Genomic DNA, 22,521 nt, shown 5'->3' with positions numbered 1-22,521 from the left:
TTGTAAATTGGGCGCGACGAGCCTGTGCAGATTTGCCGCATTGTGTCTGCAAGGGCTATGGATCACTGACGGCTGTCAGGGATTTCCTCAATGAAGGCAAGAATATGATCTGATCGCCCCGATAATGGGTAAGAGAAGTTTACAGGCGACACATAAATGCCTTTTTTCACATTTAGGTATCGCCGTGGACCCAAATACACGCATAAGGTGTGTGCGCTTTTCGAAAAACGTACCTCTTGAAATGTTCAAGTCCGGAATTGTACCCCGAAGTTATTGGGGCATTTGCGCAATTGGACTTTATTTGTGTGTGTTTAAAGAGTAAATGAGGCCGTAAGACTGCGGAGACGGCAATTTTTGGCCATTTCCGCTAGATGTAAAACGTACTGCACATGGTTTGGTGCATGCAACTGGAAAGAGTATAGCGATGCCGCACAAAGTAGATGTTCATGTAGGACAGCGTATCCGTCAACGCCGTTGGTTGGCCGGAATGACGCAACAAAAGCTTGCAGAACTGGTGGGAATAAAATTCCAGCAGATCCAAAAATACGAAACGGGTGCGAACCGCGTTAGCGCGTCGCGTTTGTGGGATATTGCGGATGCTTTGGGTGTGGAAGTCGCGCATTTCTTTGAGGGGCTTGAGGCCGAAAAAAGCCAATCTGATGGGTTGTCACAAAGCATTCCTGCCGATTTGATCGGCGACAAGGAAGCGATGGATTTGGTGCGCTCGTACTATTCGATCCCGGAACATCAACGCCGCCGTCTTTTTGAACTGGCCCGCGTTTTGAGTGATGTCGCCTGATTTTAGCTGACTTAGCCTGACGGGCAAGCCCGTCAAGGTTATTGCAACGGTAATAAGTTGGTGTCACTGAAGGGGTCATGAAAATTCTAGATGACCTTGATCCAGACATCCTGCGGGTCGGCCATTTGTTGGCCGACGCCGCGCGCACAGAAACGCTGGCGCATTTTCGCGCGTCTGACCTTTCTGCAGATAATAAGCTCTCTCAGGGATATGACCCCGTCACCATCGCGGACCGTGCAGCGGAACGTGCCATGGTGGATATTCTGGCGCGCGAACGGCCAAACGATGCTGTTCTGGGCGAGGAATATGGCGCTGTTGCCGGTACATCCGGCCTGACATGGGTCTTGGATCCAATTGACGGCACACGCGGTTTTGTTTCGGGCACGCCAACATGGGGTGTGTTGATTGCCGTGGGTGGCAGCGACGGCCCGTTTTTCGGGATCATTGATCAACCTTATATTCGTGAACGTTTCATTGGTGGGCCGGGGCTGGCGACAGTTACGGGGCCAAGTGGCACACATGCGCTGAAAACCCGCCCCGCACGAGATCTGTCCGAAGCGACCGTTTTCACGACATTTCCAGAGGTGGGCAGCACCATTGAGGGCGCGGCCTTTCATCAGGTCGCGCAGCAGGCGCGGCTGACCCGCTATGGCATGGATTGCTATGCTTATGCGCTGGTGGCATCGGGCCAGATCGATCTGGTGATCGAGGCGGGATTACAATCCTATGACGTTCAAGCCCCGATTGCTGTGATCCAAGCCGCAGGTGGCGTCGTGACCGATTGGCAAGGTGGCCCCGCCCATGACGGCGGGCGCATTATTGCCGCTGCAAACGCGGAAATTCATGCGCAGGCGCTTGATTATCTTCGGACTTGCCCCGCGTGACGGATATTCTTGTCCGCAATGCCGATCACATCCTGACGATGGACGATACGCGCCGGGAATTGGCCGGTGCAGACATCCTGATCTGCGATGGGGCCATTGCGAAAGTCGGGCAGGGGCTGTCTTGCGAGGGGGAGGTCATCGACGCGGCGGGATGTGTCGTGACGCCGGGCCTTGTGAATACGCACCACCATTTGTACCAGACATTGACCCGCGCTGTCCCAGGCGGGCAGGATGCGCTGCTGTTCGGCTGGCTGCGCACGCTCTATCCGATTTGGGCGCGGTTCACGCCGGATCATATGTTCACCTCGGCCCAGATCGGGTTGGCAGAACTGGCCCTGTCGGGCTGCACCCTCAGCTCGGACCACTTGTATCTTTATCCCAACGGATCGCGGCTGGAGGATACCATTCACGCCGCCCGCGAAATTGGTCTGCGTTTTCAGCCGACCCGCGGCGCGATGAGCATTGGCGAAAGCGATGGTGGGCTGCCGCCCGATGCGGTGGTCGAGGACGAGGCCACGATCTTGAACGATTGCATCCGGGTGATTGACGCCTTTCACGATGCAAGCCCGTCGTCGATGTGCCGTGTGGGCGTCGCCCCCTGTTCGCCGTTTTCTGTCAGCCGTGAATTGATGCGTGACGCTGCAATCTTGGCGCGGGACAAAGGCGTGATGCTGCACACGCATCTGGCCGAAAACGAAGAAGACATCGCCTATTCCCTAGAGAAATTCGGCTGTCGGCCCGGACAATATGCCCAAGACCTAGGCTGGGTCGGACCTGATGTGTGGCATGCCCATTGTGTGAAGCTGGACCAAAGCGAGATTGAACTGTTCGCGCGAACCGGCACCGGCGTCGCGCATTGTCCCTGCTCGAACTGTCGTTTGGGGTCGGGCATTGCACCGGCGCGCCGGTTGCGCGACGCGGGTGTGCGTGTCGGTTTGGGCGTGGATGGATCGGCCAGCAATGATGTCAACAACATGATCGCCGAGGCGCGCCAGGCGATGTTGTTGCAACGCGTCACGCTGGGCGCTGACGCGATGAGCGCGCGTGAAGCGTTGGAGATCGCGACCCGTGGTGGCGCTGATGTGCTGGGGCGTCCCGAATGTGGCCGGATCGCCGTGGGCGCGCGGGCCGACATCGCCATTTGGGATGTCGGCGGGATCGAGAGCGCCGGCAGCTGGGACCCGGCTGCCTTGCTGATGGCCGGGCCACAGACCGTACGAGATCTATTGGTTGAAGGCCGCAGGATCGTTGCGGACGGTCAGGTGCAAACCATCGACGTGCAGGCGCAGATTGCGCGTCAAAAGACCTTGGTGCAGGGCTTGCAAGCGCAGTTGTAAAACTGTTGACCGATCAAAAGGCATGGCTGCGCCACATTACATTTTTTGCGCGCGTTGAAACGTGAGCCTGCCTGAATGAGCGGCGTGGGCGGTGAGACGCCTGATGCTCCGCAGGGAGTTTATTTGGCAAAATGAAATAGCGCGAAATGCAACTTTAGGTCCGTTTTTTGCCGCCGACCCAGACGTCTTGGATTGCGCGGTCATCGCCCATCATAATGGTGGCAAAGAGTTTATCCCAGATGGTTTCGGCGTTATCTGCCCTTTGCGCGATGGCAGGGGTGGAGGAAAGATCGAGCACGGTTATGTCAGCCTCGAGCCCCGGGGAGAGGCTGCCGATCTTGTCATGCAGGTGTAAGCTGCGAGCAGAGCCGGCGGTGGCGAGCCAGATCAACTGGGCGGCATGCAGCGCGGTGCCGCGCAGTTGGCCGATCTCGTAAGCCGCAGCCATAGTGCGCAGCATTGAGAAGGACGAGCCGCCACCGGTGTCCGTGGCCAGCCCAATGGGGATATGGCGCGCGGCGAGGCCTGCCATGTCAAACAACCCCGAGCCGATAAAGGTGTTTGAGGTGGGGCAATGGACGATCGCGGCCCCGCTGTTGGCAATTTGGTCGATCTCGCGCGGTTCAAGGTGGATCGCATGGCCGAAAACGGCGCGGTCGCCGAGCAGGCCATGTTCCTCATACGTGTCTAGATAATCGCGTGCATGGGGGACCAGATCGCGGACCCACGCGATTTCATCAAGTTGTTCACTGAGATGGGTTTGCATCAGGCACTCGGGCCGCTCGGACCAGAGCGCACCCAAAGCTGCAAGCTGTTCCGGGGTTGAGGTTGGCGTGAAGCGCGGGGTGATGGCATAGCTGGCGCGGCCTTTGCCATGCCAGCGGTCGATCAGGGCCTTGCTGTCATCATAGGCTGATTGTGCCGTATCGCGCAGGCCCTCGGGCGCGTTGCGGTCCATACATGTTTTGCCTGCCACGATCCGCTGACCGCGCATTGCGGCCGCGTCAAAGATCGCATCGACGCTGTGCGGGGTGATTGTGGTATAGCTGCTAACCGTTGTCGTGCCATGGGCAAGGGTCAGGTCCAGATAACGGCCTGCAATCTGGGTGGCATAATCAGGATCGGACAGGCGCATTTCCTCGGGGAAGGTATAGCGATTCAGCCAGTCGATCAGCCGCTTGCCCCAACTGGCAATAATAGCTGTCTGCGGGTAATGGACATGCGCATCCACAAAACCGGGGCAGATCAATGCATCGCCATAATCGGTGATCTGCGCAGTCGGGTTGGCTTTGCGCAACGCCTCTGCCGGCCCGACGTCGGCAATATGGCCGTCCTTGATCAAGACCCCGCCAGCAGTGTCGATTGACACCGCGTCCTCCCACGCTTGGGAAAGGGGATTGCCCGAAAAGAGCAGGCTGTGGCCGAGGAGGAGGGTGTGCTGTGTCATTGGCCCATCTTAGGCCTTTGTGGAGGGAGGGACAATTGGCCTGATACGCCTTTCGTACCATTGTATCCCCGCTTGCCGGCGCTTATTGTTAGCGCAAATCATTATGGGGGCGCGCTATGTCTGATGAATCGCAAGAACTGGAACTGGCGCCCGAAGCAGAAGACGAAGCCGAGGCCTATAAGCTAAATAAAAAGGCTGTTGCCTCGATCCTTTATGCGGTCGAGATTGACGATGCCGAGCGGCTGACCGAGCTGATGGAACCGCTGCACGCGGCCGACATCGCTGACCTTTTGGAACAAATCAGCAGTTTCGAGCGGACCAAGCTGATCCGGCTGTATGACCGCGAGTTTGACGGGGAAATCCTGTCGGAGCTTGACGACTCTATCCGCGAGGAAGTCATCGCGATCCTGACGCCGCAGGTTTTGTCGGACGCTGTGCGCGACATGGATAGCGACGATGTCGTTGACCTGATCGAAGACCTTGAGGATGCGCAGGCCGAGACGATTTTGGACGCGTTGGAAGACGTGGATCGGGCCGCGGTCGAGCAGGCGCTGACCTATCCGGAATACTCCGCCGGTCGTTTGATGCAGCGCGAGGTCGTGATGGCCCCCGAACATTGGACGGTGGGCGAGGCGATTGATTTCCTGCGCAAAACCCCCGAGGACGACCTGCCGGACCAGTTTTACCACATCGTCATGGTCGATCCGCGTATGCATCCCGTCGGCAACGTGACCTTGGGCAAGCTGATGCGGTCAAAACGTGGCACCATGTTGCGCGATATTCTGGAAGACACGTTTCAGGTCATTCCGGCCACGCGGGACGAGGGCGATGTGGCCTATGCGTTCAACCAGTATCACCTGATTTCGGCACCGGTTGTCGATGACGAGGGGCGGCTGATCGGGGTAATCACAATTGATGATGCTATGGCCGTTCTGGACGAAGAACACGAGGAAGACATCTTGCGTTTGGCCGGTGTGGGCGAGGGGTCATTGTCGGACCGTGTGATCGAAACAACCAAACAGCGCCTGCCGTGGCTGGCGGTGAACCTGGTAACCGCAATTGCAGCGTCGATGGTGATTTCCCAGTTCGAGGTGGCGATTGCGCAGATCGTTGCGCTGGCCGTGCTGATGCCGATTGTGGCGTCCATGGGCGGTAACGCAGGAACGCAAAGCCTGACCGTGGCCGTGCGTGCGATTGCGACGCGCGATTTGACCGGATCGAACGTGTGGCGGGTGATCCGGCGCGAATGTCTGGTGGGCTTGGTCAACGGGGTGATCTTTGCGGTGATCATGGGCATCGTGGGGGTGATCTGGTTTGGATCGCCCGCGCTGGGCTATGTGATTGCGACGGCGATGGTGATCAATATGGTCGTGGCCGGGTTGGCGGGCACGGGCATCCCGATTTTGCTGGAACGGATTGGTGTCGATCCGGCGCTTGCATCTGGGGCCTTTGTGACGACGGTAACGGATGTGGTCGGCTTTTTCGCCTTTCTTGGGCTGGCCGCTGCTGTGTTGCTGTGACCGATCTGGCCGCGATCAAAGATGCAGCGCGCAAGGCGGCATTTGCCCGTCGCAAGCCGCTGTTTGATGCGGCCAACGACGCGCAGGCTGGATACCTAAGCGAGGTGTTAGCGGGCTATCGCGGCGTGCCGCTGTCGGGGTTTATGCCGATCCGGACAGAGATTGACCCGCGACCCGCCATGGCAGAGGCGTCTGCCCATGGCGTTGTGGGCGTGCCCGTAATTGCCGCCGCGGACGAACCTTTGCGCTTTTCCCGCTGGACGCCTCAGGCGGCGATGACCAAGGGGCCGTTCGGTGCGCAAGTGCCGGTGGTCGAGGATTATTTCGAGCCTGAAATTCTGATCGTGCCCCTACTGGCCTTTACGCGGGGCGGCGATAGGCTGGGCTATGGTGGCGGATTTTATGATCGCACCTTGGCGCAGTTACGCGCGCGGCGGGCGACGCTGGCGATTGGATTCGCTTTTGCGGGGCAAGAGGTCGATGATCTGCCGTTAGAGCCCACAGATGAACCGCTTGACCTGATCGTGACCGAAACGGGTGTGATTGATATCAAACGATGATGTTGACCGCTGCGATCCTTGGCGCTGTCGTCCTTGCTACGGTGCTGCTGTGGTCGGGGCCCCTGCGCAGGTCCACCACTTGGGCGGCCATGACCACGCCACTGGCCTCGATCATCGGCAGCGGTTTTCTGGTGCTGGGTCCGATCCTCATGGCGCAATATGGTTGGGCTGCGCCGCTGGTGATGGTCGCCCTTTGCGCGGTGGCCTATCTGTTCGGTGCCGCGATCCGGCACAACATGCGCAGGATAGAAGCGGGGGAAACCCTGCCACAGGGGCTTGAGGCGGCATCGTCTTGGGCGCTTAGCTTTGCCTATATCGTGTCGGTTGCATATTACTTGAACCTGCTTGGGGCTTTTGGCGTCAGCCTGACCCCGTTTGACAGCGATCTTGGGGCCAATCTGCTAACCACCGCCGCCTATCTGGTGATCTTGTGTGTCGGCTGGACCCGTGGTTTTGCGTCGCTTGAGCGGATGGAATATGTCAGCGTCACCATCAAGCTGGCGATTATCGCAGGGCTGTTAGTGGGGCTGAGCGTGTTCTTTTGGGGCAAGCTGCAAGCGGATGCGCTTAGCCTGCCGCCCGTGCAGCAAACCGGGTGGGCCGCGCTTACCCTTGCCTTTGGTCTGATTGTCACCGTTCAAGGGTTTGAGACATTGCGCTATCTGGGGGACAGTTACAATACCGCCACGCGCGTGCGGTCGATGAAAGGGGCGCAGGGGCTGTCGACGGTGATCTACATGATTTATATCCTGTTGCTGGCCTATATCTTTCTGCCTCAAGACCTTAATCTGAGCGAAACGGCCATCATCGATATGATGACTGTCGTCGCACCTATTTTGCCCGTTTTACTGGTTATTGCCGCCTTGGCGGCGCAGTTCAGCGCGGCGGTGGCCGATACCAGCGGGTCGGGCGGGTTGATGTCCGAACTGTCCGGCAGGCGGATCACACCGCGCTTGGGATATGTGCTGCTGACGGCGTTCGGCTTGGTGCTGACATGGGCGGCGGATGTGTTCCAAATCATCAGCTACGCCTCACGGGCGTTCGCATTTTACTATGCGTTGCAAGCGGCCATTGCAGCGATCAGCGCGGGCAGGCACGGCGCTGGCCCCCGCAGCATCGGGTTTGCGCTTTTGGCGGCACTGGGCTTTGCCATCGCGGTGTTTGGTCACGCCATCGAAGGATAACAACGCCGCGTTTTGCCCCTGCGGCCAAATTTCCGACGCGCTGCCCCTTGCCCTTACCCGCGTCGCGGCCTAACGCTTGGGACATGAAAATACTCTTTCTTGGCGATGTCATGGGCCGTGCTGGCCGCCGTGCAATTAGCGAAAACCTGCCCCGTCTGCGCAAAGACTGGAAGCTGGATTTTGTCGTGGTGAATGGCGAAAACGCCACCTCGGGGATGGGGTTGTCTGGGCTGCACGCCAAGACGTTGCTTGAGGCTGGGGCCGATTGTTTGACCCTTGGCGATCATGCGTTCGATCAAAAAGATATGCTTAGCTTTATCGAGCAGGAACAGCGCATTATCCGGCCTTTGAATTTCTCGAAAAATGCTCCGGGCAAGGGCGCGCGCCTGTTCACCGCGCAGAACGGTCGCAAGGTGCTGGTCGTTCAGGCATTAGGCCAAGTGTTCATGAAACGCCCCTTTGACGATCCGTTTTCGGCGTTGGAGCCGGTGCTGAAAACCCACCCCTTGGGTGGTTTGGCCTCTGCCGTGATTGTCGACATGCATTGCGAAGCCACATCCGAGAAAATGGCCATGGGTCATTGGTGTGACGGGCGGGCCAGCCTTGTCGTGGGCACCCATACCCATGTCCCCACATCTGACGCGATGATCCTGCCCGGCGGGACGGCCTATTTGTCTGATGCGGGCATGTGCGGCGATTATCATTCCGTCATCGGGATGGAGAAAACCGAACCCCTGCGCCGCTTTATCACCGGCATGCCCAAAGACCGCTTTACCCCCGCCAATGACGAGGCAACCCTGTCTGGGGTCTACATCGAAACCGATGACCGCACCGGCAAGGCAACCCGCATCGTGCCGGTACGCCAAGGCGGCAAACTGCAACAAAGCGCCCCGTGACACGCGCACAAGTCGCCTTTTACACGGCGTTTTTGGCGGTGCTGGGGGCGGGTTGGGGCTTTACCCAACCAATGACCAAGATTTCGGTCAGCACGGGCTATCAGCATTTCGGGCTGGTGTTCTGGCAGATGGTGATCGGCGCGGCGTTCATGACGGTGATCAACGTCGCGCGCCGCAAACCGCTTCCCCTTGGCCCACGCTATCTGCGGCTGTATTTGATCATTGCGGTGATCGGCACCGTGCTGCCGAACTCGGCCTCCTATCAGGCGGCGGTCTGGCTGCCGTCAGGGGTGCTGTCTCTGCTGCTTAGCCTTGTGCCAATCGTTGCCTTTCCCATAGCGCTTGCCATGGGGCTGGATCATTTCAGCTATCGCCGCCTTGCCGGATTGGCCTGCGGCTTGGTGGGGGTGCTGTTGCTTGTGCTGCCGGGGGCCGATGTATCCATGAACCTGCCCGCATTCTGGATCGCGATCGGGCTGATCGCGGGCCTTTGCTACGCGATCGAGGGGAATATCATCGCCAAATGGGGCACCCTTGATCTGGGTGCCTTTCAGGTGTTGCAGGGCGCGTCGATCGTCGGGGCCGTTTTGACATTGCCAGTGGCCCTGATGACGGGGCAATTTATCGATCCGACCCCACCATGGGACACCGCACAATGGGCGCTTGTGGCGTCATCGCTGGTCCATATGGCGGTCTATGCGGGCTACGTATGGCTGGTCGCACGGGCAGGTCCGGTCTTTGCGGTTCAGGTCAGCTATCTGGTGACGGGGTTTGGCTTGATCTGGGCCAAGCTCATCCTGTCCGAAACCTATGCCCCGACGCTGTGGATCGCACTTGGCATCATGTTTGCGGGGCTGTATTTGGTGCAGCCACGGCCCAAAGCGGCGCTTGCCCAAACTGCAGCAATCGGCGAAACTGACGGCTAGCTCATACCTCCTTGATAGGCTGGATATACCTCGAATGGACCTTCTGAACCTGTCGCAAAGCACCTCTGCGATGCTCGCGCTCGCGATCGTTGTGGTGATGTTCATCATGTTCCTGCGCGAATCCCTCCCGACAGAGGTGGTCGCGCTGACCGGTGCCGCGCTGATGCTGGCCCTTGGCATTCTGCCCTATGATGATGCGCAGGCGGTGCTGCAAAACTCCGCCCCATGGACGATTGCGGCGATGTTCATCGTGATGGGCGCGCTGGTGCGCACGGGTGCGTTGGACGTGTTGACGCGTCTGGCCGAACGCTATGCCAAAACCAATCCGAAAACGACGGTGGTGGGGGTGATCATCGCGGTTATGGCGGCCTCTGCCATCATGAACAACACGCCTGTTGTCGTGGTGATGATCCCGGTGGTGGTGCAGCTTAGCCAGACCTTGGGCACCAAGGCCTCCAAGCTGCTAATCCCGCTTAGCTATGCCGCTATTATGGGCGGCTCGCTGACCCTGATCGGGACCTCGACCAACCTGCTGGTCGATGGTGTGGCCCGCAGTCAGGGGCTTGAACCCTTTGGCATTTTTGAAATCCTTCCCATCGGCCTTGTGGTCTGCGCATGGGGTCTGATCTATATGGCGGTCTTCGCGCCCCGGCTGTTGCCCGCACGCGATAGTATGGCCAATATGCTGTCGGACCGCTCAAAGATGAAGTTTTTTACCGAGGCCGTAATCCCCCCTGAATCCAACTTGATCGGTCGCGATGTACTGGACGTGCAATTGTTCAAACGCGAAGGCGTGCGGCTGGTCGATGTGGTGCGCGGCGATCAATCCTTGCGGCGCGATCTTGGGGCGGTCCAGCTTCAGGTCGGCGACCGCGTGGTTTTGCGCACGCAAATGACCGAGCTGCTGAGCCTGCAGGCTAACAAGGAACTCAAACGCGTCGATCAGGTGTCGGCGGTTGAAACCTCAACGGTCGAGGTGCTGATCACGCCGGGCTGTAAAATGGTCGGCCGCTCGCTGGGCGCGTTGCGCCTGCGCCGCCGCTACGGGGTCTATCCGCTGGCCGTGCACCGCCGGAACCAGAATATCGGGCGCCAACTGGACGAACTGATCGTCAAGGTCGGCGATACCCTCCTGCTCGAAGGGGCGATGGCCGATATCCAGCGCCTCGCCTCTGACATGGATATGGTCGATGTCTCGCAACCCTCCGCCCGGGCCTTCCGCCGCGGGCACGCGCCCATCGCGATTGCGGCCCTCGCTGGCATTGTTATCCTCGCGGCCCTTAACGTGGCCCCGATCCTGCTGCTGGCGGTGATCGCGGTGGCGCTTGTGCTGGTCACCGGCTGCATTGACGCAGACGAGGCATTTACCTTTATCGACGGGCGGTTACTTGCGCTGATCTTTTCGATGCTTGCCATCGGGGCAGGGCTGCAGAACTCGGGCGCGATCAATCTGATTGTCGATAACATTGCGCCGTTCCTTGGCACGCTGTCGCCCTTCTATGTGATTTTCTCGGTCTTCCTGCTGACAACCATCCTGACCGAGATCGTGTCGAATAACGCCGTTGCCGTCATCATGACCCCCATCGCCATCAGCCTTGGCACCGCCCTTGGCATGGACCCGCGCCCATTGGTGGTTGCGGTCATGATCGCCGCCTCTTGCGCATTCGCGACACCCATCGGCTACCAAACAAACACGCTGGTCTATGGCCCCGGCGGCTACCGCTTCACGGACTTCATGCGCATCGGCATCCCGTTGAACCTCACGATGTCCTTGCTGGTCTCCTCGGTCATCCCACTCATCTGGTAGGGCGGCCCTCGTTCTCTGGCTCAAAAATATCCCGGGGGTATGGGGGCTGGCCCCCATCTTGTGCTGTGTGTGGGGGCTGGCCCCCACACCGCGCTCTGATCAAATCACAACGGCCAGAACACCAAAATCGCAGGAATAGAAACCGCAACCACGATGATCTCAAGTGGCAAGCCCATCCGCCAGTAATCCCCAAAGGAATACCCACCCGGCCCAAGGATCAAGGTGTTGACCTTATGTTGGGTATAGCATTATCCATTGAGTGTGACGCTGAGCTGCACCAATGGTTTCTTCGTTATCTCTATGTTTTATGGGTGTTTTCTAGTGTTCACAGATGAGAGTTAACCCAAAGGGTCCGATGTGGACCTATAGCCAACTGGAGAAAACACATGAACCTGAACCCCTTTGAGACACCCGAAGCCGCCTTGCAGTGTGCCATAGACACAGCCCTGTGGGACCTACGTGAAGACCTCGCCCGCATGACTGGGAGTGAAGCCGAAACGTATAGCGATGACGACAGTGCTGCTCTCGAAGACAAGATAGCCGACCTTGAGGCAGTGTCCCCTCAGTGAGGCGATGGGGGATCGGGTGGTTTGCTCGGTCCCATTTTACCCCTCTCCTGATTTACTCCATCACCGTTTGACCGCTTCGAGAGGATACGCCATGAACACGCACAACATGCCAGATCAACAACACACCACTGCTTACAGCTACGTCAGGTTCTCCTCGGAGGGCCAGAAGGACGGTAACTCTGTCGAGAGACAGACCAAGCGGGCGCAGGAGTGGTGTCAACGGGAAGGGTACAACCTGTCTACAGAGACCTTCGAAGATTTGGGGGTCTCTGCGTTCAAAGGTGCCAATGCTGATGTAGGGGCGCTGGGGGCTTTCCTTGAGGCGGTAGAAAAGGGAACCATCAATAAAGGCTCGATCCTCGTCGTCGAGAACTTGGACCGTCTGTCGCGTCAGCACTTCGAAGAGGGTTACCTGCTTATCAAGCGGATCACGCAAACTGGCATCAACGTGGTCACTCTGAGCGACAACAAAATGTACCGCGCGGGTTCTCAACTGGAACTCGTTGATATGATCACCATGATCGTCGGGTTTGAGCGGGCTAATCAGGAGAGCAAGTTCAAGTCTGAGAGGGTAGGGGCCGCGTGGAAAAGCAACGCTGCGAAGGTGGCCGATGGTCGCCGTAAGCGTACCACCAAGGTGCCAGCTTGGATCGAGTTCAACGGCGACAGCCTAGAGAATGGCACGTTCACAGTCATCGAAGACAAGGCCGCTCTCATCCGAGAGCTGTTTGAACGATACGCCAACGGTGAGCCAACCAGCGGTATGGCCACTGATCTTCGAAACAGAGGCATCCCCACGCTATCTGGGAAGGGCAAGTGGACAGGCCCGCTTGTCTACATGTTGGTCCGCGAAGTGACCCCCTACGGCACACTTCAGATTGGCAAGGGGACCAAGAAAGAGCGCGTGATCATCGATACTGTCGCAGACTATTACCCGCGTATTGTTGACGAGGAAATCGCCCGCCGTGTCCGTCACCGCATTCAGACAGGCGCTGCACCGCTCAAGGTGAAACAGCAGGGCCAATGTCGGGGCCGTCTGGTGGGTGTCTTGAAGTCTGACGAGGGCAACAAGGCCAAGGCAAAGAAAAACAACAGGTCGGTGTCCTACGTCGATTACGTCACCAACAAATACATCGGCGCTGTGTCCTATATCGACCAAGTGCTGATGGATGAGTGGCCAGAGATCGTCAGAGCCTTTGGCGTGGAGACAAGTGCAGAAGCAGAAGGCCTAGAGGGGGAACTCATGGCCGCTCAGGACAATCTGGAGTATCTCCTAGCCCGCGTGGGCAAGCGCCCCAATGCAGCCTTAGACCGTCTTGTACTTGCAGCAGAAGCAGAGGTCGAAGAATGCCTCCGCAATCTGCAATCGGTATCAAGGGCAACCCGCGTTTACGGTTCGGTCCCCTCTGAGATCGTCCTGCTGTCCATCCCCGAAGCCAACCAGTGGGTGCGCAAGCTGATCGATGAAGCCAAGGTTTATCGCGATGGGAAGGGTGCCAGTCAGCGTATTTCGATCTGGCTGCGCTTGAAGAATGGTGTCAGGCTGTCCATCGGTGACGCCTCGGTTGGGCTGACACTACGGAACTGACAGAGCCATATAAATAAGGGGGATGGAATTCTACCCCCCTTATGAGAAGACGTACGAGAGATTACACCTTAGGTATGTCTGTATGGATGGGTAATTACTGCTCCCCTATGAGAAGACGAACGAGAGATTACATCTATAGTTCCTCTGTGAGTTTCCTCAGGAGTACCTCCAGCGAACTCTACGTGTTGGTGAATGGTGATCATCCCCTACCAACCAACTTATTGTGTATTCACCGAGTGAACAGCAGGTTCTCTTCTGCTGATGTACTCGGTGAATAAACGATCAGTGTCAGACCATGCAGGTAGATCACCCCCAATCCCAATTACCATAAGCAGACCGGTCCAGCGCCTTCATTGGTGACTGAGACCGTATTCGTCTGAACCCCAAACCCATACGCAAGGAAGTCTACAATGCACAATCCTTGCAGCAACCTCGCGTGTTCCGCAGCGATAGCCCCAAGCGATCTCAAAGCCCGCCGAGAGACAGGCCTATGTTGGTTGTGTCGTCGTCGATGGCAGATGAAGGGTATCCCCACAGGCGGCTACATCCCAAGCGATGCACTCAGGGCCGTTGCCAAGCAGACCCTCACCCAGATCAACCCGACCAAAGATGAACTCAGGGATGCCGTGAGGTTGGCCCGAGGCGTCCGCCACAGGGAGGGGCAGTGGGCAGACCGACCAATCTATTCCTACAACATGCTGATGGCACGGCCCCGCATGGCAGCATCCCGTAGATTGCCCCAGATGCTGGTTGGCAGACGCAAGCCACCGGACGCGGTGTCGATTGCAGTCGCTGCCCTTCATTACCATCTGGCAATCAATCACCTTGGGGTCGGCACAAGGTACGCCCGCTGGCTCTGTGGTGCGTCGTTCATGCCTCGTCGTAACCTGATCAGACCCACGGGACACACAGGGTCGCTCAAGGGGCGTGAGGTGCGCCGCAATTACCGCCTTGAACACTCCGACTTCGAAGTGATTGGCACCCACGTCCTCAAGACAGCCAAGGCGCTGGGCGTCACCCGTGAGGTCGGCCAGACAGCGACAGTCGTATACCTACAGGGCGTCGAGGATGGAACATACCACCGCAGTGTGATCGTCCCGCGCAACTCACAGCCCACTCAAGGCCCCGGCGATCACCCATTTGACCACTACTTGCCCGATCATGTTCCGTGGTCTCCCCAACACGGTCATGGGCTGCGTAGGGCATCCGGTAAGATCAACGCTCAATGGCCCGAGGGGGTCGATACACCAGCAGACGAGAGGACACCCAGCAGGCACCACAGGGACGCTGTGAAGGCACGGGAGACTCCCACCTACACACCACAGCCCAGCGACACAGCTTGGCTATTCAAGCACCCCTGATCAACGCCACTACTCAACATCAGCAAAGGAAATCGCCATGCCTAGCGCAACACCCAAGAGGCCACGCGAGCTCTTAGCAAGGCGCTGTGGGGCATGTCACGAAGACTTCGACACAACCCGCCGGAAGGCCACGAGATGCCCCCAGTGTATCTCTGAGGGCCTCAAATTGCGGTATCGTAACTGCTTCGAATGCAAGACCGCGTTCGTCTTGTTCGATGAAGCTCATATGAACTGCCCCGCCTGTGCAGAAGCACTGGGCATCGATCAGGATGAGCTTACCCCCGAGCAACTCGAGATGCACAAGGAGGCCGAGAGGCTCTCGAAATTCAAAGAGGTCCGCGACAGACAACTCGAGTGGCTGACTCAGCGCGGCAAGGCACAATCTGCCCCCTTCAAACAACAACCCAATCAATATGATCTGACCTCACTGGGGCTGATCTGAACAAGGAAATCCAATCCATGACCCAAGACAACAAAGGGTATCAATCCTCCGAGAACTACCAGCCCACAGGCGTAACCGTCCTGAGTGGTGGCGGCGCGTCCTTCAACCGCGAGGTCCAGACCGCAGACGATCTGAACGACAACGATCTCATTAACGTGGCCGGAATGCAGGTCACAGCAAAGCAGGCACGGGAGCTGGGTCTTCTGGGTCAGGTCTTCGACGAAGGACTGAACGCTGGCTCCGCAAGGAAACGGACAGATACCCCAGTGCCTTTGGTCGAGACCGTCAAGAAGTCTGACACGGGCTATGCGACCTATGACGAAGCAATCGACAAACTGAATGAACTGATCGACGAGGGTTCGATGACAGCCCAAGAGGGGCAGGTCTACGATACCAGCTTAGCCGAGATTGCCTACGCAGGGCTTCAGGTTGACCATGTCGTTGAAACTCTCAGTGGTCTGGCTGACGGGTCCATCGCTGAAGTCGATGTACCAGCCGATGTACGCGCAATGGCGACACATGTTGAAACTGAAGTCCGACAGGCATCCACCAAGGCAGCCATCAATGAGCTGGGGAAACCTGCCTTCGACCGTCTGTCAGAGATGGCAAACGCCCACGCAGGTGTCGCCCAAGTTGTGGAACGATACGCCATCGACCGCGCCCAAGGTAAACACGGTGGGATCACATGGGCCGAACTATATCAGGACTTGAACGAGCAACTCGGGAACACCTGAGACTATGACACCCCTCAACGAGATGTGTTGGGACGCTGACATAGAAGCCGCAGTCCACGAACTCACCCGCGATAAGATCAAGGACCCAGACTATCATTGGGCGACAGTCGCCCGTGTGGAAGAGGGCCGAGACCCAGCGTCCAACCAGAGGATCACCATGAGCCAACTTGAGGCTTGGGTGATCCGCTGCAAAACCCCGCCCACAGCAACACAGGAGGCCCCCGCCCATGCTGACCATCAGACCCGCCGTGTGTCGCCTTCGGGTGGACACGTTCCCCACCCGTGAACGCTTATCGACCACGGGCCTGAACATCTCCTACACCAACACCGTCCCTGATAACCGGATCGACGCCCACGCAATGGATTACTTCGATGCCTGCAAGGGCTATCTGGGGTGTACCTTCCACTACGTGATCCGGTTGGATGGGGTGGTCGAGATAGGCCGCAACCCCAAGACGCTCTCCTCACGTGGACGCAGCGCCACCCGTAGACACGACACGATCTTCATCGGCGTGGTCGGTGGTCTGAACTTCGAAGACGGGAAGCGGATAGACAGCATAACCGATGCCCAGCGCGAGGCAGTCGCAGAGCTTGAACAGGCCATCGCTGACACCCTCAACACCCCGTTGGATGTGATCGACTTCACCATTGAATGGACACGCAGGGAAGAGGCCGAGGCTGATAACGCCGCAGAGGAAAAGGAGAGAGAACTTGAAGAACACCTCAACCGTACTGGACAAGCAGCCGATCAACTTTGCTAACCTGCTCCTCTTGACTGCGTTCAGGTTCTGTCATTTCACAGCAATCACCCCGTACCAGATCATCCCCAAGCGTCTGCACTGAGCGTGGCTGACACGCTAACCTCTCTATCCTCGGAAATTCCGAAGTTCAAAACTGAGGTTCAACAATCAAACCATCCGCGTCGTGGAGATCAACGGTGAACCTTGGTTCGTCGCCGCTGATGCCTTCAACACCCTCGAGTATCCTAAAGGGTCGCGCACGTACCAACTCAAGCAACTCTCGAACGACGAAACAAAGGCCTTAAAACTTAAGACCAATAGCCGTGGTGCGCCTCCGAAGCTGATATCCGAGAGCGGCCTCTACAAGCTGATCATGCGTTCCGACAAACCACAGGCCCGCCCTTTCCAAGATTGGGTCACCAAGGTGGTTCTCCCAGCCATCCGCAAGGGCGGTGGGTCAGAAACGACAAACAGAAGGACGCCCCATGATAACCATAGAACTCTCTGAGACCACTCAAACCAAAAGCCAAAATCGCTCCTGCGCCAACATCGCTCGTAAGCTGATCCAAGAGGGAGCAGACCCATCAACAGAGATCGACTTCATCCGTGATGGCAAACGTTCGTTCGCAGTGAATACCCTAGCATGGTGGTCGAAGGTTCAGCACATCCAAGGGTGAACTTAGCCCCTAACACAAACCAAAACGAGGCCGACGAGGCCCACAAACCAAGGAACAAATAAGATGACAAAAACACCCACTAAAACGACCACACCCACAGACATGGATAGCTGGGCGATGGCATGTAGCCTGCTGGTAGGCGTTCGCCAAGCCATCGCTAAGGGTAAGGCCGAACATGCCGCCATCACTGAAGCCAACCCAAACCGCACCTTCTTCGCAGAGGCTGCAGTCGTGGCCGACACAGTTGCAATACTGCAGGATGTCGAGAGAGCACTGGATTGGGAACTATCGCGAACAGCCCGCTCGTCCAACTTGGCGATGCCTGAACGGGGGTAGACTGATGGGGCGCAGCGTGTATATGCCATGACCCAGCACGCATCCTACGCCGTCCTCCAGAGCCTCTCAGAGGCATTGAGAGGTACTACAGTCATGAACAGGCCATATCGAGTTTGATAGTTGCTGCCGCACTTGGTAAATCGATCACTAGAGGCGCGGGAGTGGGCGGAAACCGGGCTTTCGCTGCCCACGCAAAGATTACCCATGTTATCGACCAAAGCTGCTTCTATCAAACAACATTTACTGTTTTGTAGGTACCGCTGTTATTCAGCACTGGTCTGGAAAAATTCTATTCCTTTCGAGCACAAGTTGGCTTTGGCGAGCACTTGGAGCGGTAACAGCGTACATCAGGTCAAAGGTATGTATCCGATCCCCTGTTTGCTGGGTTGCGCTGGCACAATCGTCAGTAATCTTCAGGCAGCCAAAGCGGGCCGCGTACAAAAAAGATTTGGATAGAGCCCCGATTAAGTAATTGCTATTTTGGTCTACTTCAGATTGGGTCCCAATGTGCGTTCAGCACTCAAGGTAGAATTAGATGATTAAAGTGCTGGCATGACCTCCCAAAACAGCTTTCCAGATATTTGCGAGTTCAGTGTTTCGTTTGAACCTGAAGCAGATGATCCTCACAAATTGTCTTGCGTGGTTGACTTACGTGTTAGCTGTAGCGAAGTGCCATTGGGCGACCAGGAGTGTAAGATTTCATTTCAAAGGTTGATTATATCGGTAGATACTGAAGGTATTGATATCATTCCTGGAACCCGCTTTGGTGAGCCGATCAAGAACAACTCGGTTGTGAAAAAGAAGACAATAAGTCAGGCGAAAACCAGAACGAGTAACCGCGGATGGAAAGTCGGAGGGTCGACTAAGGCAAGACCTGAGGCGGCAGCCTCAACTGAAAGCAGATCATCTGATGAAACCAACCGAGACACCCACATAAGCGAGGACGAAAAGCACCATAGAGTTACTGCAAAACCCAATTTGCGGTGGGAAGTAATAGAGGCCGATGATGATCCGTTGGACGGAACATATATGGAGCGCGAGAAGCTCTTCGAAGCTAAGACGAAACATGGTGGTAATAGAACGGCGGCAACTCTCTGCTTGAAGGTTAAACAAAGGGATTTGTCAATTGATCAAATTATTCGAAACGAAAGTGCATTGAGTTTCTTTTCGGCGCTGACAGAAACTCAACGGAGATTGATCGATATTTTTATCGCGAAGTCTCTAAGTAATTCCGTATATGGCAGTCGAAAGTATGTCGGTGAGATCATACTTTCAGAATTTGAGTATCTACATGAAGAATGACATTATCCTCAGTGAAATATACCCCGATAAAGAGGTTCGGAGCGCTCTCCAGAAGATTACTTCGCTGGATGAAGACTTTGCAGCAATTGCAGACGCGATAGGTTTAGAGAAAGAACATGACTTTCAACAAAGTAATCTAAGAAAAGTAGACTTCTCATATTCAGATCTTCGTGGGTTCAACTTTGCGGGCGCTGACTTAACTCACTCCTATGGTGTAGATATTCTGATTGATGAGACAACTACATTTGTGGGCGCAACCTTAGCTGGGTCAGTGTTTGAGAAGCGGGTCAAGGAGAAAAATTTCTTCAGATCGCATGGTAAAGCGGCAAGGTTGTATGAGTTGTTAAAATCTGGCGATACATATGACGTTTCCCAGTGGATATCATCGCGAAGCGGTTACTTGGGTGCTATGCAGTTGAAAGATCTAAGTGAAGATGACGCAGCCGTACTTTGTCAAAAACTAATTACTGATGAAATTGACCTTACAAAAAGAACAACCCTGTTCTACCATTTGAAAGACTTCACGCATTCGAAGCATGAACTATACTCCATTGTTTCTGACTTCGTCGCCTTTCATCTTGATAACCCATCAGTTATTCGAAGTTTTGTTAAAGTCGCAGGTGATTTGCTATCTAAAGACCCTTTCGTGGCCAAGACGATCCTGAAGCTGTGTACGCATAGAGACGATAGCGTTAGGGGGGTTGCATTTAGTGCAGTTTCTCACACACCACTCTTCGTCAGAAACTTTCAAGGTGTGTGTAAGTTGTTCTTTGGAGAGCAGAACAAGCATATTCGAAAGAAATTTATACTGGAAACCGCTGCTAAGTTAAGCAACCCGCACGTCCTGTCGGTCAATATCGTGGGTGAAAGTAGAAATGCGGACACTGAACACGTCCTTGATTTTGATGAGATGCTTAAAGAAGCGGGCATTACTAAAGTTCGCGATAGTCAGAAGCACCGCCTATCACAGCAGAGCAGCAGAGAAATATTAGAGCGACAGCAAGAGGTTCTTGTTGTTACCCCGGTGATAGGCAAAATTCTGGAGCTGCAAGGTGTTGAATGGCTAGACGATGCCAAAACACGATCAAATGCGCAATACGATGATTTTTACCAATACCTTGCTACTAAAATTGATCACGGCTTCAAGAGAAGCCGATAACGGTTGCAGGCGTGAGATTGAGACATCAATTTGGAGCCATATTTCTGAAAGGTCGCCCGCATAGCAGCCACTCGACTAAGCTCATATAATGGACACGCAGAGAAGGTCGGCTTTGATGGAGTTGCGCTGCGGCGTGCTTCGGTGTGACGGATGGCAGCTATGAGCCGTTTCCAGCACCGGACACCAAGAGCGGGAAACGATCGTTGGCCGAATCCTGGAGGAACGATCGCTACGCGCAGGAAGCATACGGCAGGCCTACCTCTGTTTTAATTCAGAAAATCCCAATCGTCTCCAATTTGACAAGTTTTCCGATTATCCGCGAAATCGCGTTTGCAATCAGGGCGCTCTGATCACTAAAATTTTCTCAACCGAAGTAAACGGTCGTCTAATGCGATGAGGCTTAGACCGTTCTTGCTATCTTGTTGGTGGAACGAATACACATCCTTATCGCACTTACGTAGAGGGCTGACATCGTGTTATATTATCCCCATTACACGCCGAGCAACCATCATCTCCGCTCAATCCTATTGTTCACAGATCAGATACGTCTCATTGTGCCTGCGGGAGATCAAGGTGGCGTTAGCTCACGTGGCCACGTGAGGCCTTTGATTGAGGCAGATTCCAAACTTATTCGTTTCATTGATCCGCAATATGGATATCGAACCTGGGACAGCCTCAGCAAATCGGACAAAATTATTGCCAACATCATTAGAATTGCCTCTGTCGAGATGACAAAGGCGAATGCTCCCATATTGCGAAAGGATAAGTTTGGGTTCATTGAGCCCAATCAGAAAAAAAGCATCGATCACCTTAGGTCGCAGTTTGGGTGGAAGTATGTTGCGGTCGAAAAGATTCCTGACGAGCTTCATGCCGCAATATTCGATAGTAACTGCGCCGCGAAAGCTGGGACGTATGTAAATGATGTGACAGGGCAAGTTATTGAGAATAACAGCGTTATTTGCCACCCGTTGCTCGCGGATTTTATTCTGTGCCGCATGGCTCGGCAGGTAAGTATAAGTGAGGCACTGCCAAGCATCACATTCGGCGGGGCAAACTACATGGACCATCTTTTTGATGGGGAACCCTTGCTTAACGCCCCGGAGCAAGAGCTAATGCAGACCTCTTTGGATCTATTTGTGCCGAGTAACATAAGTACCCTGACGCCAAAAGAATACTTGGCGATTCGCAATGATTATTCAGGCCTTCGCCAAACAGTTGCGGATTATCTGGGAGCCATGGTTCGCTCTGAGAATCTGAATATGAAATCTGCCGACGCTAAAGCACTCGCTCGTAGAATTCTTGACGCCCGCAAGAAAATAGAGGACGAAATGGAGCATGTCGCAAGATCTGTGGGACAGCAACGCTTCCTACATGGTTCAGCGCTTGCTCTTGAGGCAGCTGCTACTTTGGGGGGCGTAGCGCTGGGACAAGAGATCGCAGGTAGCATCGGTGCGTTCGTTGGGGCAGGCATAGGTCTCGCGGGGAGCAAGACGGCATCATTGTTAAGCACTGTTGGGCACGGGAATAAAGGTCTGGAGTCCGTTATCATGACCAAGGCAAAAATAGAGCGTTCAGGATTGCGGAAACGCTGGAATGCGCCGCGCCACTGGTCCTGATTCACTCTTTTTCAGATGTAGTTGGCTGACTGCCCGTCGAATTGTTAGGGATAGATCGCTTCTGTGATTGAACCATCCCACAGGCCGCTGGTCAAAGTCACGATGCCACAAGCTTTCGCTCGGAGAAGCATTTCAGCTACGCCTCATTGTCAGAGGACGGAAAACATGATCGCGGTCGAAGCACACGCATTTGCTTCGCAATCCGGGAACTCCTGAGGTGGTGCAGCCACCACATTTTCTGGGCAGAACAGAAGCCGACATTCCCAGCGGTGAAGACGAACGGCTGGTTCGGACCGATTGCGGAAGCCTTCATGAAGGGCGACAAGCAGACGTTCGCTACTAGTGCGAATAATTCACCAGATTCGCTGCAAACCGGACATTGCACTTTGGAATTCATTCAAACTTAAAGCAATAGCCTTGTCTCGGGTTTGCAATTCGCCCTCAAACGCAAGTGTCATTTAGAACTGACAAAGCTATTTTCTAGATCGAAATTCGGCATTTTCTATTTGACGGTGTCTCTAAGCTGCGCGATCGTGATCAAGTATTAAAGTGAAATTTCTTGGGAAGCAGAGGTGTCGGTGACTGATGCACCGTCTTACCTTATTCATTTCAACGGCATGCGGTTCTTGGGATCATA

General features: G+C 55.6%; 22 protein-coding genes. 21 read left to right on the top strand and 1 reads right to left on the bottom strand.

Annotated features, from left to right (window positions below):
• Positions 1–424 precede the first annotated feature (424 nt).
• The 3 genes from AADJ11_RS13060 to AADJ11_RS13050 all read left to right on the top strand — a co-directional run bounded on the left by AADJ11_RS13060 (position 425) and on the right by AADJ11_RS13050 (position 3,020).
• On the top strand, positions 425–799 hold the full coding sequence (locus AADJ11_RS13060) for a helix-turn-helix transcriptional regulator (RefSeq protein WP_341235026.1): 375 nt from the start codon (positions 425–427) through the stop codon (positions 797–799).
• A 77-nt stretch (positions 800–876) separates the two neighbouring features.
• Entirely contained in the window at positions 877–1,683 is an 807-nt protein-coding gene (hisN, locus tag AADJ11_RS13055; RefSeq protein ID WP_341234942.1) for a histidinol-phosphatase, read from the top strand.
• Positions 1,680–3,020, top strand: a complete 1,341-nt coding sequence (locus AADJ11_RS13050; protein WP_341234941.1) for an 8-oxoguanine deaminase — start codon at positions 1,680–1,682, stop codon at positions 3,018–3,020. Before hisN ends, AADJ11_RS13050 begins: the two co-directional genes overlap by 4 nt.
• 154 nt (positions 3,021–3,174) lie before the next feature.
• Here the strand turns inward: AADJ11_RS13050 and guaD are convergent, their stop codons facing one another.
• The gene (gene guaD / locus AADJ11_RS13045) at positions 3,175–4,467 is read right to left on the bottom strand and encodes a guanine deaminase (RefSeq protein ID WP_341234940.1); all 1,293 of its coding nucleotides are present in this window, start codon (positions 4,465–4,467) and stop codon (positions 3,175–3,177) included.
• A 116-nt stretch (positions 4,468–4,583) separates the two neighbouring features.
• On the opposite strand from guaD, the gene mgtE reads away from it, so the two are divergent.
• From mgtE to AADJ11_RS12955, 18 genes are all read left to right on the top strand, one after another.
• Positions 4,584–5,987, top strand: coding sequence for a magnesium transporter (gene mgtE / locus AADJ11_RS13040; protein WP_341234939.1), 1,404 nt, complete (start codon positions 4,584–4,586; stop codon positions 5,985–5,987).
• Positions 5,984–6,547, top strand: a complete 564-nt coding sequence (locus AADJ11_RS13035) for a 5-formyltetrahydrofolate cyclo-ligase (RefSeq protein WP_341234938.1) — start codon at positions 5,984–5,986, stop codon at positions 6,545–6,547. The genes mgtE and AADJ11_RS13035 overlap by 4 nt, the downstream gene beginning before the upstream one ends.
• Positions 6,544–7,731: a hypothetical protein gene (locus tag AADJ11_RS13030; protein WP_341234937.1), complete on the top strand. Its 1,188-nt coding sequence runs from the start codon at positions 6,544–6,546 to the stop codon at positions 7,729–7,731. The genes AADJ11_RS13035 and AADJ11_RS13030 overlap by 4 nt, the downstream gene beginning before the upstream one ends.
• 83 nt (positions 7,732–7,814) lie before the next feature.
• Complete coding sequence (locus AADJ11_RS13025) at positions 7,815–8,627, top strand: TIGR00282 family metallophosphoesterase (RefSeq protein WP_093914444.1); 813 nt, start codon at positions 7,815–7,817, stop codon at positions 8,625–8,627.
• Complete coding sequence (locus tag AADJ11_RS13020) at positions 8,624–9,553, top strand: DMT family transporter (protein WP_341234936.1); 930 nt, start codon at positions 8,624–8,626, stop codon at positions 9,551–9,553. Before AADJ11_RS13025 ends, AADJ11_RS13020 begins: the two co-directional genes overlap by 4 nt.
• Positions 9,554–9,587: 34 nt before the next feature.
• Positions 9,588–11,360, top strand: a complete 1,773-nt coding sequence (locus tag AADJ11_RS13015; RefSeq protein ID WP_341234935.1) for an SLC13 family permease — start codon at positions 9,588–9,590, stop codon at positions 11,358–11,360.
• Between the two features lie 660 nt (positions 11,361–12,020).
• Positions 12,021–13,517 (top strand): recombinase family protein, encoded by a 1,497-nt coding sequence (locus tag AADJ11_RS13010; protein ID WP_341234934.1) that lies wholly within the window; start codon positions 12,021–12,023, stop codon positions 13,515–13,517.
• Positions 13,518–14,035: 518 nt separating this feature from the next.
• Positions 14,036–14,878, top strand: a complete 843-nt coding sequence (locus AADJ11_RS13005; protein WP_341234933.1) for a hypothetical protein — start codon at positions 14,036–14,038, stop codon at positions 14,876–14,878.
• A 166-nt stretch (positions 14,879–15,044) separates the two neighbouring features.
• Positions 15,045–15,320, top strand: coding sequence for a hypothetical protein (locus AADJ11_RS13000; RefSeq protein WP_341234932.1), 276 nt, complete (start codon positions 15,045–15,047; stop codon positions 15,318–15,320).
• Between the two features lie 17 nt (positions 15,321–15,337).
• On the top strand, positions 15,338–16,054 hold the full coding sequence (locus AADJ11_RS12995; protein ID WP_341234931.1) for a hypothetical protein: 717 nt from the start codon (positions 15,338–15,340) through the stop codon (positions 16,052–16,054).
• 4 nt (positions 16,055–16,058) lie between these two features.
• Positions 16,059–16,340 (top strand): hypothetical protein, encoded by a 282-nt coding sequence (locus AADJ11_RS12990; protein ID WP_341234930.1) that lies wholly within the window; start codon positions 16,059–16,061, stop codon positions 16,338–16,340.
• Positions 16,282–16,815 carry a hypothetical protein gene (locus AADJ11_RS12985; protein WP_341234929.1) on the top strand — a complete coding sequence of 178 codons (534 nt, stop codon included), beginning with the start codon at positions 16,282–16,284 and terminating at the stop codon, positions 16,813–16,815. The genes AADJ11_RS12990 and AADJ11_RS12985 overlap by 59 nt, the downstream gene beginning before the upstream one ends.
• A 163-nt stretch (positions 16,816–16,978) precedes the next feature.
• Positions 16,979–17,302, top strand: a complete 324-nt coding sequence (locus tag AADJ11_RS12980; protein ID WP_341234928.1) for a BRO family protein — start codon at positions 16,979–16,981, stop codon at positions 17,300–17,302.
• Positions 17,280–17,471, top strand: a complete 192-nt coding sequence (locus AADJ11_RS12975) for a hypothetical protein (protein WP_341235028.1) — start codon at positions 17,280–17,282, stop codon at positions 17,469–17,471. Before AADJ11_RS12980 ends, AADJ11_RS12975 begins: the two co-directional genes overlap by 23 nt.
• Before the next feature lie 63 nt (positions 17,472–17,534).
• On the top strand, positions 17,535–17,807 hold the full coding sequence (locus tag AADJ11_RS12970; protein ID WP_341234927.1) for a hypothetical protein: 273 nt from the start codon (positions 17,535–17,537) through the stop codon (positions 17,805–17,807).
• A 552-nt stretch (positions 17,808–18,359) separates the two neighbouring features.
• Entirely contained in the window at positions 18,360–19,109 is a 750-nt protein-coding gene (locus tag AADJ11_RS12965; protein ID WP_341234926.1) for a hypothetical protein, read from the top strand.
• Positions 19,099–20,268 (top strand): pentapeptide repeat-containing protein, encoded by a 1,170-nt coding sequence (locus AADJ11_RS12960; protein WP_341234925.1) that lies wholly within the window; start codon positions 19,099–19,101, stop codon positions 20,266–20,268. The genes AADJ11_RS12965 and AADJ11_RS12960 overlap by 11 nt, the downstream gene beginning before the upstream one ends.
• Positions 20,269–20,873: 605 nt before the next feature.
• Positions 20,874–21,884, top strand: coding sequence for a hypothetical protein (locus AADJ11_RS12955; protein ID WP_341234924.1), 1,011 nt, complete (start codon positions 20,874–20,876; stop codon positions 21,882–21,884).
• Positions 21,885–22,521 lie beyond the last annotated feature (637 nt).

The sequence above is a fragment of the uncultured Sulfitobacter sp. genome (assembly GCF_964021855.1).
In the GTDB taxonomy this organism is placed as follows: domain Bacteria; phylum Pseudomonadota; class Alphaproteobacteria; order Rhodobacterales; family Rhodobacteraceae; genus Sulfitobacter.
The sequence above is the reverse complement of the archived record's forward strand: the minus strand, read 5'-3'. Positions and strand labels throughout refer to the sequence as shown.